Source organism: Nesterenkonia alba DSM 19423 (genome assembly GCF_000421745.1).
Taxonomy (GTDB): Bacteria; Actinomycetota; Actinomycetes; order Actinomycetales; family Micrococcaceae; genus Nesterenkonia; species Nesterenkonia alba.
On record NZ_ATXP01000008.1, the window covers coordinates 106,432 to 118,731 of the forward strand.

General features: G+C 63.3%; 12 protein-coding genes and 1 pseudogene. 3 read left to right on the forward strand and 10 right to left on the reverse strand.

The window, feature by feature from the left end:
• Nucleotides 1-39: 39 nt before the first annotated feature.
• The 9 genes from H578_RS0107655 to H578_RS0107700 form a co-directional block, all read right to left on the reverse strand.
• Nucleotides 40-1,023, reverse strand: coding sequence for an ArsA family ATPase (locus tag H578_RS0107655; protein WP_022873109.1), 984 nt, complete (start codon nt 1,021-1,023; stop codon nt 40-42).
• Nucleotides 1,014-1,277, reverse strand: coding sequence for a cory-CC-star protein (locus H578_RS0107660; protein WP_022873110.1), 264 nt, complete (start codon nt 1,275-1,277; stop codon nt 1,014-1,016). The genes H578_RS0107655 and H578_RS0107660 overlap by 10 nt, the downstream gene beginning before the upstream one ends.
• Nucleotides 1,278-2,993, reverse strand: a complete 1,716-nt coding sequence (locus tag H578_RS0107665; RefSeq protein ID WP_022873111.1) for a carbon starvation CstA family protein — start codon at nt 2,991-2,993, stop codon at nt 1,278-1,280.
• 210 nt (nt 2,994-3,203) lie between these two features.
• Entirely contained in the window at nt 3,204-4,001 is a 798-nt protein-coding gene (locus H578_RS14070; protein ID WP_022873112.1) for a spermidine synthase, read from the reverse strand.
• Between the two features lie 37 nt (nt 4,002-4,038).
• A complete protein-coding gene (locus tag H578_RS0107675) occupies nt 4,039-5,514 on the reverse strand; it encodes a sodium:solute symporter family protein (RefSeq protein WP_022873113.1) in 1,476 nt (491 codons plus the stop codon).
• A 1-nt stretch (nt 5,515) separates the two neighbouring features.
• On the reverse strand, nt 5,516-5,644 hold the full coding sequence (locus H578_RS16685; protein WP_281163350.1) for a hypothetical protein: 129 nt from the start codon (nt 5,642-5,644) through the stop codon (nt 5,516-5,518).
• A 53-nt stretch (nt 5,645-5,697) separates the two neighbouring features.
• The gene (locus H578_RS16480) at nt 5,698-7,167 is read right to left on the reverse strand and encodes a hypothetical protein (protein ID WP_156837255.1); all 1,470 of its coding nucleotides are present in this window, start codon (nt 7,165-7,167) and stop codon (nt 5,698-5,700) included.
• A 90-nt stretch (nt 7,168-7,257) separates the two neighbouring features.
• A complete protein-coding gene (locus H578_RS0107690; protein ID WP_022873116.1) occupies nt 7,258-7,884 on the reverse strand; it encodes a hypothetical protein in 627 nt (208 codons plus the stop codon).
• 572 nt (nt 7,885-8,456) lie between these two features.
• Nucleotides 8,457-8,747: a hypothetical protein gene (locus tag H578_RS0107700; RefSeq protein ID WP_156837256.1), complete on the reverse strand. Its 291-nt coding sequence runs from the start codon at nt 8,745-8,747 to the stop codon at nt 8,457-8,459.
• Between the two features lie 579 nt (nt 8,748-9,326).
• Here H578_RS0107700 and mgtE point away from each other — a divergent pair.
• Together mgtE and H578_RS14085 are read left to right on the forward strand one after the other, a co-directional pair.
• Complete coding sequence (gene mgtE, locus H578_RS0107705) at nt 9,327-10,691, forward strand: magnesium transporter (protein ID WP_022873118.1); 1,365 nt, start codon at nt 9,327-9,329, stop codon at nt 10,689-10,691.
• Between the two features lie 6 nt (nt 10,692-10,697).
• Complete coding sequence (locus H578_RS14085; RefSeq protein WP_022873119.1) at nt 10,698-11,333, forward strand: MgtC/SapB family protein; 636 nt, start codon at nt 10,698-10,700, stop codon at nt 11,331-11,333.
• A 99-nt stretch (nt 11,334-11,432) separates the two neighbouring features.
• Here the strand turns inward: H578_RS14085 and H578_RS14090 are convergent, their stop codons facing one another.
• Entirely contained in the window at nt 11,433-11,849 is a 417-nt protein-coding gene (locus H578_RS14090; RefSeq protein ID WP_022873120.1) for a hypothetical protein, read from the reverse strand.
• Between the two features lie 205 nt (nt 11,850-12,054).
• Here H578_RS14090 and H578_RS14095 point away from each other — a divergent pair.
• A pseudogene (locus H578_RS14095) lies at nt 12,055-12,300 on the forward strand (hypothetical protein); the annotation flags it as partial.

The following is a 12,300-nucleotide window of genomic DNA, read 5'->3' on the forward strand; positions in this document are numbered from 1 at the left end:
CTGCCTGGCCATCGTCCAGCGGTGGCACGCCTTGTGGTCTCAGCGCAGGTGGGAGGCCAGCTCAGTTAGAGCCTGGTGGCCGACCAGGTCCCCAGCAAGCATCGGCACCGTGTCGATCACTGCCTGCGGTACCTGCCGTTGGAGTTCCGCCAAGTGCTCATCCTCACGTGCACGGCGGGTTGCAAGGAACTCTCCCTGGTCGGTGGGGGAGAGCCGGTTGACCACGAATCCGCCGACGTCGACCCCCAAACGGCGCAGTTCGGCGTGCAGTTCCACCGATTCCAACACTGGTAGGCGCTCGGCAGTAAGCACGACGACGAAGCTGCAGCGGGTGCCGTCGGTCACCAGCGCCCGGAGCCGCTCAAAGCGTTCCCGCCGGGTGAGCAGGATCTGCCGGATGCGCCTGTCCCGGTTGGCTCCGCGGCTGGATTCGGGGTCATCGTCACCGTCGAGAGCGCGGATCGCCGCACCGAAGCGCTCCGCGCGGGTCCGGCTCTGCAGCAGTCCTTCGGTCCACGCGGACATGATCTCCGGCAGGGCGAGCAGCCGGGCCGTGTGTCCCGAGGGCGCGGTGTCGAAGACGATGAGCTCGGCCCCCACCTCGGCGGCCTGGTCTTCGGTCACCTGGGCGATACGTTCTAGCATCGCCGCCTCGTGGGTCCCGGGGGAACGTCCCGCCAGACGCAGGTGTTCTTCGACCCGGCCGTGCAGGTGTTCAGGCATGAAGTCCCGCAGTGTGCGACCCACCTGGGCCAAGTGGGCTTGCAGGCTTGCTTCCGGGTCGATCTCCACGCCGGCTAGGAATCCGCCCCGGCTGCCGGTGGTCAGGGCGATGGGTTCATCGCCCACCGTGCGTTGCCACAGGTGTCCCAGGTTGTGGGCCGGATCCGTGGAAGCCAGTAACACCCGGCGCCCTTCTTCGGCCTGGTGCAGGGCCACTGCCGCGGCCAGTGAGGTCTTCCCGACCCCGCCTTTGCCGCCGATGAACAGCACCTGCCGGCTGCGGGCCCGATCTAACAGCACGCCAGTCCGTCCACCGGGGAGGAGTCCAGGCCCTGCCGCAGATGCCATTGGTGCATGCGGTCTAGCATCTCCGGCAGCAGCTCGAGGGTGGCCCCCGATGCAGGGTTCGGCACCCCGAGTGCTTCGGAGAGCACCAGCATCATGAACAGGTCCTCTTCATCCCGTTTGGCTCGGGCGAAGACTCGCCGGTACGGGGCGGTGTAGAACTCCCGCAGGTGGCGTTCGGCGCGGCGGAACAGGGTGAGCGGATCCACTTACGACGCCGGCAGCTTCTCGTCGTCGGTGAGCAGTTCGTCGTCTTCAGGTTCCTTCTGAAGTTTGCGGGCGCCGAGCATCGCGATAATCGACTCGATGAGCACCCAGGTCCCGGCGATGAGGATGACGACGTTGAGGCTGAAGAGCAGCCATTCGCCGTCGTCGAAGAACCCGAACACCTGCACGAGCGCGGCGTAGAGACTCATCACCAGCACAAACGCCATCGGGATGAGCACTGGCAGGAACGGCCGGCCCTTGCGCAGCAGGATCACGGTGATGATGCCCATGGTCAGTGCAGCCAGCAGCTGGTTGGTGGTGCCAAATAGCGGCCAGATGAGCATCCCGCCGGAGCCGTCGCCGCCCTGGGAGAAGGTCAGGGCCGCAGCGATGACCACCACCACGGCGGTGGAGACCACCACATTGACCTTCACCTTGGCGAGTTCGCCGACCTCCTGAACCACGAACCGCATCAGGCGCACCCCGGTGTCCATGGTCGTCGCGGCGAAGAGCACCGCCATGGTGGCCAAGATCGTGGCCGAAAGCCCGGCAGGGATGCCCAGCCCGGCGTTGACAATGTTCGCGCCACCTTCGACGAAGACCGGAACCCCGCCGGAGGAGAACGAGTCGTAGACCTCTTCCCACTGGGCCAGGGTCTGGAACCCGGCGGTGGTGGCGATGATCGCACCCAGGGCGAGCAGACCCTCACCCACGGCGCCGAAGTAGCCGACGAACCGGGCATCGGTTTCCCGATCCAGCTGTTTGGAGGTGGTTCCGGTGGCCACAGTGCCGTGGAACCCGGAGATCGCACCGCAGGCGATCGTCACGAACAACAGCGGGATGAGAGAGGGCGTATCTGCCGGGGCGTTGGAGTTAAATGCCGGTGCGACGATAGTGGGTGTGGCGATCAGCGTGGCACCATAGAGGATCCCCAGTCCGATGAACAGCTGAATGCCATTGATGTAGTCACGTGGCTGCAGCAGCACCCACACCGGCAGCAGGGAGGCCACCGCAGCGTAGAGGAACAGCAGCACGATCCACTGGCCATTGGGGTTCAAGCCCAGGAACTGCTCCGGCAGGGTGATGGGGTAGCGGTCACCCACCAGGATCAGGGCGTACAGCGCAGCCACGCCCAGGGCGGTCACCAGCAGCAGGTTCATGCGGAACCGGTAGATCGCCTGGCCCACCAGCAGGGCGACGATGAGCGCACCCCAGACCGGGATGACCGCGCCAGGCTGAGCCACAAGCAGGTCGGAGATGACCACACCGAAGGCACAGACCACCATGAGCAGCAGCAAAAAGACAACTACTAAGAAGAGGTTTCGTCCACGGGGACCGATGTACCGGCCAGAGAGAGTGCCGATCGATTGGCCCTTATTGCGCTGGGAAGCCCAGAGGGCTCCGAGATCGTGCATCCCGGCGATAAAGATGGTCCCGAAGACCACCCAGAGGAAGGCTGGCAGCCACCCCCAGATGACAGCGACCGCAGGACCGACGATCGGGGCGGCACCGGCCACAGAGGTGAAGTGGTGGCCCCAGAGGACGTATTTATTGGTGGGCACGAAGTCCACACCATCGCGGTAGGCGTGTGAGGGGGTCTTGAACTCGGCATTGAGCTTGTAGACCCGCCGGGCCAGGAACTTGGAGTACAGCAGGTATCCGGCCACCATCATCGCGACGCCGATGAGGGCCAGAACCACGGAATTTGGTGCATCCATCGGGCTCTCCTGAAGAGGTTCAAAGTCAGTGACCGGCGTCATATTACGGCCAGAAGGCGCCCGGGCGATACTCAGGTGAGTCGAGTCCAGTATATGACCTAAATGTGATATACGCCACAGTATCAGGGGTGGTGATGCTCGCCCGTGCTCCCTCGCCAGTGCCACGTCGTCTCGAGTGACGCAGCACAGCGTCTGCGAGGATCTAGTAGCTCAGGAGTGTGTGCCTTCACGCGTCCAGGCGAGAAGCTCGGCATCGGTGAGTACACCGTGTGGGTGTGGTCCGGCGGCCCACACTCGGTCTCGTTCTTGCTGGGTGAATCCCGACGGGCTGTGGGCGAAGACGAGGTTGCCCTCATCGGTGGCGGTGAGGGTTTCCTGCGGGGCTGACAGCAGGGCGGTAGCGGGGTCCCCCGTGGCGCTGAGCATCGTTGCGGTGAGCTTGCGTGCGAACTTCATGTCGGCGTCGTCGCCGTAATTGACCAGCGCCAGTCCTTGGGGGTTCAGTGTGGAGAAGACGCGGGCGAAGAACGCAGCACGTGTCACACGGGCCGGGGCTGCCGCGGAGTTGAACAGATCCACTACGACGACGTCGAATTTTCTGGTGGCGCGTTCTGAGCTGAGGACATCGGCGGCGTCACCGGTGACGAGCTCAGGTGCTTGGCGCATGGGCAGGTGTTCCAGGACGAACCCGACGAGCTCGGGCTCGATCTCCACCACGGTCTGCCGGGTGTGGGGCCACCGGTGTTCGACCCACAGGGGGAGAGTCAGTGCCCCGGCACCTAAGTGCAGGATTGAGGTGGGTGCTCCGTTGAAGAGGCGGGGTGCCGTCGTCGTCAGCAGTGTGCTGAACCGGATGAGGTAATCGTGGAGGAGGAAATCCGGGTCCCCGACTTCCACGTGCGACTGCTCAGCACCGTCGATGAACAACACCACTCCGCGGTCGGTGAGCGTGTCCTCACGCAGCTCAGCAGTGCTGCCGGAATGCGAGAGGCGGGTCCGGGCGTACATCGGCAGTGGATCCTTCACAGGTATGGAGCCAGTGGTGTCAGCGCGGCAGGGGGACAGGTTCACGGCGGGAGCGGGAGGCGGCTATGAATTCCCGGGCCCGTTGAGTGCGAGCGCTGGTGAGCAGGCTGACGACGACGAACAGCGCCGTGGAGACTATCAATCCCCAGACACCGCTCCCCTGACCCAGCAGCAGGTATCCGGTGTATTCAAGCACCAACACCAGCGTCCCGGCCACAGTCACCGAGACGATGACCCCAGCGGCAGTGCCCCGGGACCAGAAGAACGCGCCGATCGTGGGCGGGACCATCACCAGCAGTCCCGCGGAGGCCGAGACTGAGAGCACTGCGATGAGGTCTAGCTGCAGGTGCGCGAACCAGTAGGCGAGCCCGGCGATCACCGGCAGCACCAGTCGGCCCAGCAGCAGCTGGGTCCGTTCGGTGGCGCCACGGTGGGCGGGTCGGTACACATCCCGGGTCACCATGGAGGACAGGGTGAGCATGATCGAGTCGATCGTGGAGACCGCCGCGGCCATGATCCCAATCATCACGATGATGGCCAGCGGCACTGGAACCAGATCCGAGGACAACAGTGCCGGGGTGGCCTGGTCGGGGGAGCTGAGCTCGTCGAACTCTAGGATGGCGGCCAGCCCCCAGATCACCGAGATCATCGTGTAGATGAAGCCGAAGACCATGAAACCCAGGAGCATCCGCCGCATATCCCGCATCGAGGCCGGGGTGTAGAGCCGCTGGCTGACCTGCGGGTTGGAGATCATGAAGAACACCCACGGCAGGGTCAGTGCCAGGAAGGTGCTGAAGGTGAAGTAGCCGGTGCCCGGCACGCTGAGCACGCCTGGTTCAGCGGCCAGGTCCCCGAAGAAGCTGCCTAGCCCGCCGAGTTGGGTGATGACCAGGATCACCACCAGGCTGGCTGAGACCACCATGATGATCGACTGGAGGGAGTCGGTCCAGGCCACTGAGCGCAGCCCGGCGATCAGCGCGAACGCCAGTGCCAGGCCTGCTGCCAGGGTGGTGCCGGCGGTGAAGCTGATTGCCCCGCCGGACATCCCCGAGAGCAGGTAGCCGACACCGGCTAACTGGACTGCAGCATAGGGGATGAGGAAGACACAGCTGGCAATCGCCGTCGTCGCCCCCGCTGCCCGGCTGGAATACCGGTGCCCGAGCATCTCAGAGGGGGTGACGTAACCGTAGGTTTTGCCCACCCGCCAGAATCGGGGTCCGAAGATGAGGATGAGGACCACACCGCAGAGGTAGAGCAACTCGAAACCCAGAGCCCCGACGCCGCCGGCGTAGGTCAACCCCGCCAGGCCGATCATCATGAAGGCGCTGTAGGTGGTGGCTGAGTAGCTCATCGCTGAGACGAAGCCGCCCATCTTTCGGCCACCGAGGAAGTAGTCGGACATATCCCCGGAGCCACCGCTGCGGGAGGCGACCGCGGCGAGGAGCGCGACGGCGACGTAGATGGCCACACCGGTCCAGATCCACAGGGGGTCCACGTCAGTCCTTCCACTCGAAGCTGAGGATGGCGACGATTCCCAACACCACCAGTGTGGAGGCGGTCCAGAAGAGGAAGCTGCCGTACCAGGCGTCGATATCGCGCAGCAGGGTGTAGGGCACTGCGTACATCAGCACGATGATGACACCCACCGTGCCCAGGGCCCACCGGCGTACGGTGCTGTTTACTCCCAGATGATCTCCAGCTCTTCTTGGGTGAAGTTCACGATGGGGGTGCCGATGCGGGTGGAATCCCCCCACAGCTCGAAGCGACCTTCCTGGCCGTCCTCGACGCCGTCGACGTAGACGTCGATGCTGCCGCTGAAGTAGTCCGGCTCCACCAGGTGGGGCTGCTGGTAGTCGAACCGCGGGGTGAGGTTGTTCAACTCTTCTTCGGTGCTGGTGGGCATGCTGCGCTCCACGGTGCCGTCGATGAGTTCTGTGCCGTCGATTTCCTCAGGGATGTCGAGTCCGCAGCCGGCTTCGAGGTCTTCGGAGGACATGCACTCCTCGATCTCGGAGAGGATGAGCTCGCGCCATTCTTCGAGAGCGTCATCGCTGAGGGCCATGTCGCTGCTGGAGAGGAAGACATCGGAGCCGTCGGCCTGGACTAGGCCGTCTTCGATGCTGTCGAAGGTGTAGGCCTCGATGTTGAAGCCGAGCTCGTAGACCAGCCCGGCGAAGACGTCCACAGAGCCGTTGACCTCTTCCCCGTTGAGGGTGGGGCTGAGTTCACCGGTGGCATCAGGCAGGCTGAACCGCTCGGTGACCGAGTTGGGTTGGATCTCCCACTCGTCGGAGTCGAAGGACTGCCACAGTTGAGCGGTGAGCTCGATCTGTTCTCCGTCAACGGTGAGGGTGACGTCAACGTCGGCGCTGTAGTCGTCCTCGTTGAGGACTTCCCCCACGCTGATGTCGTCAATGGGGGCAAGCTCCAGGGAGTCAGCGAGGATCTCAGCGGACATGGCGTTGTTGGTGGGGTTGGATTCCCACAGGCTGGTGGCGGCGTCGTAGTCCCCGTCGGCCAGGGCGGTGAAGTAGGTTTCGACCGCGCTGGCCGGATCCGAGGTGTCTCCGGCAGCGTCTTCGTCTTCTTCGGCGTCTTCGTCTTCGGTGACCTCGTCGTCGGTGGTGTCGGTCTCGTCATCGTCCCCGCCGCTGAACAGCAGCACCAGAATGAGGATGAGGCCACCGATGAGCAGCACACCGACGATGGCGATGATCGCGATGATGAGGCCGACCGGGCTCTTCTTTTCCCCGTCGCCGTCTCCGCCGCCGCCCTGGGTGTAGGGGTTGCCGGGACCCTGTGGGGGCTGACTGTTGCCCGGACCCTGGGGTGGTTGGCCACCGTAGCCGGGTTGCTGGTGCTGGGAGTACTGACCCGGCTGCTGCCCGTAGGGAGGCTGACCGGGTTGCTGGCCCTGCGGATGGCCCTGATGCGGTCCGCTCGGGTGCTGACCTGCCTGCGGTTGACCGCCCTGGTGGGGGTACTGGCCCTGCTGGCCCGTGTTGCCGTAGGGGCCAGGCTGCTGGCCGTAGGGGTTCTGCTGCCCAGCCCCCTGTCCCTGCTGGTTACCAGGGTGTCTCTGGTCTCCGTTGGAGGATCCCCATTGCTGGTGTCCGCCGTTCTCCGGTCCGCCGCTGTGCTGGCTCATCTGATTCCCGTTCCGTTCGTTCCCCATGTCAGGGACAGCATTGTCAACGGGTCTTATGCTATCGGCTCTGCCGTGGCAGCGGTATGTGGCTCAGTCGAGTGTGCCGGCTCGATAGGCCTTGGCGGAGGCTTCGAGCTCCTCGGCAGTGGTGGTCAACTGGTGGGCTTTGTCGGTGAGTCGTTGGGCCTCAGTACTGGTGAGGTCCTGGTGATCGGCCCAGAGCGCCTGGCCCCGGGCGATGACTCGGCAAAAGGCTGCGGCACGGTCGAAGGCGACGTCGATATCTCCGCTGTGCATGCCGTGCAGTACTCGGTCGGCCAGCCGGGTCATCTCCTCGGCGGTGGGTGGCTCTGCGATCCCGGCGATGACCGAAGGAGCCGAATGGCTGCGGCCTAAGCGGTAGTACTCGCTCATGCGTTCAGGGCTGGCACGCACGGCCTGGCGGAGAGCGTAAATCCGCCAGAGCGACCCGGCCATTGAGCGCGCCGGTGAGTGGGACCAGAGTTCGGCGATGGCGTCGAGACCTTCGGTTTCGGCCAGTCGGATGAAACGCTCGGTGGCTTCGGGGTCAGCGGCTTCCCGTCCGGTGTTGACGAGGGCGTGTGCGGTGTCATGGGCGGCTTGGGAGACCAGTGCCGGATCAGTGCCGCCCTCACGACGGTCGAACGTGGCAGGGTCGGCATAGGCTGGACGGCGGTAGCGCGGTGCGTAGCCCATACGAGGTAACTCCTCTCCTGTAGCTCACCTGCGATACGATGGTCTCCGGCCTTTTGGCCACCGGGCCTTTAGCTCAGATGGTAGAGCATCGGACTTTTAATCCGCTTGCGAGCGCCGTACGCGACCTCGGCCACGGTTCTCTCGATCCCTGTCATACCAGCGATCCAGAGCCATTCCTCCTCTGTGATTCCAGCGTCGCGAACACCCTTTGATGGCCATTTTGATGGCCATTTTTCGGGCGTGCTGCGGACTACGGAGTGTCTGAGGGCGCAGTTGTTGGGTTCTCCCTGGCTTCCTGAGCAAGAAGCGCCTCCTTCATAAGGACTTGAAGGTACGTCTGCTGTCTGACAGGTGGATCGTCGCCGTGAAACTGTTCCCACTTCTCAGCGATGAGGGCTTGATCCTCTGGAGAGAAACGAATGAGACTGCCCTGGCGGTGACAAGGCCAGGCCCCTCGGTTCGCCTTGGCAAGAACTTTCTTCACCGGGTGCGAGTAGAGAACAGCGATCTCTTGAGCTGTTACCCAACGCGCAGAGTCCGCTATACGTGTTGCTGGTCTCCTTGGAGACCTCTCAGACGACATCGTTGAGGAGCCTCTTGATTCGCTCCCGCCGGAGCGCGTTCTGCTTGCGGGTGGGCAAGTCGGGTTGGTTGGATTTCCACATATCGCGAATGTCCCGCTGGTCCTCCGGGGAGAACCTAATTGTGCGGCCCATGCGATGGCAGGGCCACTCCCCGGTCTTGATGCGGGTCCTTACTGCCGTTTGTGACATCGCGTAGAGGTCGGCCAAGTCTGAGACTGTTGCCCACCGCTGCATGAGCTCATACTCGTCCAGCGGTCGCTCGTCTTTGCGCTGAGTCATCACGTCAGATTCTTCCAGTCGTTGCACGAGTAGGGAACAGTCGCAAAGCCACAACTGGGTGCAGCTGCTTTGCTAGCGAGAGGCCAGCGGACAACGTATGCTAAGATTTTTGGCGGTTCGCGGACTATCCTGTATCTCAAAATTTTGGGTAGATTTGCGTGCTCCACAGGAAAACATCAGACACCTGAACGGCCTCCCCGGCCACAATCTCTGAAAGGGGGTGGAGTCTCATGGACGACAGTCCGAGTCCGAATATCAGCGGCGCTGATCGCATCTACTCCGCCCCTGCAAGCCTTTCTCGCTAAGCATCGGTCCTGCCAGTCAGCAGGAGCTTGATGACCAGCAGACCCCGTATTTCGCGCGGGATGCTTCTTCTTGTCATTGAACCCCCGCTAACTTCTGCCGTGTGCTTCTCCTTGCTCGGGCGTAGGCCTATGTGTGTTCAGCGTCCTTAGACACCAGCGTTTCGCAGTTATCTCTGAACACCTATCGCCTTACTGCCGCGCGCTCTTTTCCCACGAGGGACATTGCCCTAGGGAGAGGTGTGCCTGCGGCCTGATATCTCAAGGAGAAAGACCAATGCACAACGATGTACTTGTTGACCTTGTACGCAGCAACGCTACTGACCAGGCCCGCACCTGGGTCCGCGGCAACCACGCTGTCCGCGTCGCCGAAGAGCTGGCCCGCATGGAGCCAGCAGACCGCGCGGTAGCTTTCCGGCTGTTGGACAAAGACAAAGCCATGAATGTCTTTGAACTGCTCGACCCAGAGCACCAGAGCACCTTGATCGAGGGCCTGCGTGATGAGCGGGTCCAGGAACTGTTCGCGGCCATGTCACCGGCAGACCGGGTTCGGTTGCTGGATGAGGTTCCTGCCAAGATCGCTTCTCGGCTTCAGCACGGACTCGACGCCGAAGAGCGGACCGCCACGGCGGAGCTGCTGGGGTATGAGCCTCGCACCGCCGGACGTCTGATGGTTCCTGCTGCGGTGACGCTCTCACCGAAGATGACCCGTGAACAAGCCCTGGAGAAACTGGGTGGTCTCACGGGCCGCTCAGAGGACTACTCTCTGCTGCCGGTCACCGATCGGCAGCGCAAACTCGTCGGTGTGGTCTCGCTCAGTGACATTGTCACCAGTGAGCCTGGAACGCCGGTGGCAGAGATCACGTCTTCCGAGCTCTACAGCGTCTCCGCCCACCAGGACCAGGAAGTCGCTGCCCGGCTGCTCCAAGAAGCTGACCTTCTGGCCCTTCCGGTAGTCGATGCCGAAGAGCGGGTCATCGGGATGATTCCGGTCGATGACGCCATGGAGGCACTGGAAGAAGAAGCCACCCGAGATGCCCACCGCGCTGGTGGTGCCGAGCCGCTGGGGGTCTCCTACCTGTCAGCGACTGTCTTTCGACTGGCACGTACTCGGGCGGTATGGCTTCTAGCTCTGATTATTGCCGCCGTGATGACCGTCAACGTCCTGGAGTTCTTCGAGGACACCCTGGAATCAGTGGTCACGTTGGCGCTGTTCATCCCGCTGCTGATCGACACCGGCGGCAACGCCGGCTCCCAGGCCGCTAGCGCGATGATTCGTGCCCTAGCCATCAATGAGGTCCGGTTCAGCGACCTACCCCGTATCCTCTGGCGAGAAGCACGGGTAGGTCTGCTCCTGGGCGTGCTGCTGGCCGCTGTCGGGTTCCCTGTGGCTTCCCTGTTCTACGGCATCGACATCGGGCTGATTATCTCCCTCACACTGTTGGCGATCTGCCTGTGGGCCTCATCAGTCGGCGGCATCCTGCCACTGATCGCCCACAAGCTGAAGATCGACCCCGCCGTGTTCTCCGCCCCCGTGGTGACCACCCTGGTTGACGCCACAGGGCTGGTGATCTACTTCCTGATCGCCAGCGCTGTGCTCTCTGACCAGCTCAACGTCGCTGCTCTGGTGATGGGAGGGTAGGCCGCCATGTTCTTCGTCGCCGAGGACCAACTCATCCTAGAAACGGCTGTCCGGGTCATCACCGCTTTCGGATGCGGGGTACTGATCGGTTTTGAACGTCAATGGCGTGCACGATCAGCGGGACTGCGCACCAACACTCTGGTTAGTGTCGGAGCCTGCTTATTCGTGCTACTGAGTTCCCTCACCCCTGGTGATGCCTCACCCAGCCGCGTGGCTGCCCAGGTCGTCTCAGGAGTCGGCTTTCTCGGTGCCGGAGTCATCATTAAAGAAGGCGGAAGCCTGCGCGGCATCAATACTGCTGCGACCCTGTGGGGCTCTGCCGCTGTAGGCTGCCTCTGCGGTGGCGGGATGTATATCCCCGCTGCCGTAGGGGTGGTCGCGATCATCCTAGGAAACGCGCTGCTGCGCCCCGTAGCACGACGGGTGGAACGCACCGTTCCTGAAAACCACACCGAGAACCAACCGGTGGACTATGAGTTCACCGTGGTCTGCACCGACCCTGACGAAGCCCACGTACGCGCTCTCCTGGTTCAATCCATGCTGGCCGAAGGGTTCCATCTCCAAGGGGCCGAGTCCGAAGACATCGACAGTACCGACCGCGTACAAGTCCAAGCGCGGGGAACCGGGTTGAGGGGCCCGTAGGATTCTCGGGCGATGCGCAGAGCGGAGGCTGGACTCGCCACTAGGGCGAGCCCAGTCCGTCTACAGATCCGCTGATCGGGAGAGGTCACGACCGAGCAGTCAGCCGCTGAACGAATCGTCGACCAGTGCCTGAGCCGCTGCTGCGACCTCCGGGAGTCGGCCCTCTCGGATCGCGTTGATCGGAGTGTCGTAGCCCAGCCAGGGGTTGGCGCCGATGAACCACACCCGGGCAACGTGCTCGCCCTCGGCCTCGACTACCTTCTGCCACTGCTCGTAGGCGAAGACGAGGCGTTTGACGGTCTCCGGTCGTGGCTGCGGGCCGTTGGCTTTCGCCCACTTGTGGGAAGACTTCGTGTCCGAAGACCCAGCCAGAGCAGAGACCAGTGTTCCGCCCAGTGATGCGTTGAGGCGCCGGGCGATTTCACGGACGTCGAGGCCGATTGCACGACGGTAGGCAGAATTCTGGGATGCTTGGGCATCTGCTGAAGCAGCGGCAGAGGATGGTGCGGAAGCCATGGGTGTCTCCTTTCCGAAGACTGTGCCTCCCATGTTACCCATCAATGCGGCGCATGCGCTACTGATATGCCACCATTATTCCACTTGAGAGCCCCTTAGGACAGCGCTCGACCAGACTCATGGAAAGTCCCCGCGTAGTCAGGGGCCGTGCCTCACGCAAATGTCCCCGGCAAGTTTTGGGGGTGGGATTCGGCGACGATGGGGTATGCCGGATAAGGACGTCTCGTTGGCCGCCAGGGTCGAGATCACCAAGAAATACGCCGCTACCTACCAGACCGCGGGCAAGAAGGATAAGTCCAGGATCCTGGATCAGCTGGTTGAGGTGACCGGGTGGAACCGGGATCACGCCCGCCAGCAGCTACGTCGGCGGATGCGCCAACCCAAGGGGCGGGCCCAGGCGACGGTGGCGGTGATCGATCGGCGGCGCAACCCTGGGAGTAAGTACTCCTAT

Bases quoted from the DNA above. Each gene is read 5' to 3' on its own strand.
- H578_RS0107665 (WP_022873111.1), bottom strand. From the start codon at position 2,993: ATGGATGCACCAAATTCCGTGGTTCTGGCCCTCATCGGCGTCGCGATG.
- H578_RS14070 (WP_022873112.1), bottom strand. From the start codon at position 4,001: ATGTACGCCCGGACCCGCCTCTCGCATTCCGGCAGCACTGCTGAGCTG.
- H578_RS16685 (WP_281163350.1), bottom strand. From the start codon at position 5,644: ATGTACGCAGTGCCCTACACCCTGCTGCGCGATATCGACGCCTGGTAC.
- H578_RS16480 (WP_156837255.1), bottom strand. From the start codon at position 7,167: ATGAGCCAGCACAGCGGCGGACCGGAGAACGGCGGACACCAGCAATGG.
- H578_RS0107690 (WP_022873116.1), bottom strand. From the start codon at position 7,884: ATGGGCTACGCACCGCGCTACCGCCGTCCAGCCTATGCCGACCCTGCC.
- H578_RS0107700 (WP_156837256.1), bottom strand. From the start codon at position 8,747: ATGACTCAGCGCAAAGACGAGCGACCGCTGGACGAGTATGAGCTCATG.
- mgtE (WP_022873118.1), top strand. From the start codon at position 9,327: ATGCACAACGATGTACTTGTTGACCTTGTACGCAGCAACGCTACTGAC.
- H578_RS14085 (WP_022873119.1), top strand. From the start codon at position 10,698: ATGTTCTTCGTCGCCGAGGACCAACTCATCCTAGAAACGGCTGTCCGG.
- H578_RS14090 (WP_022873120.1), bottom strand. From the start codon at position 11,849: ATGGCTTCCGCACCATCCTCTGCCGCTGCTTCAGCAGATGCCCAAGCA.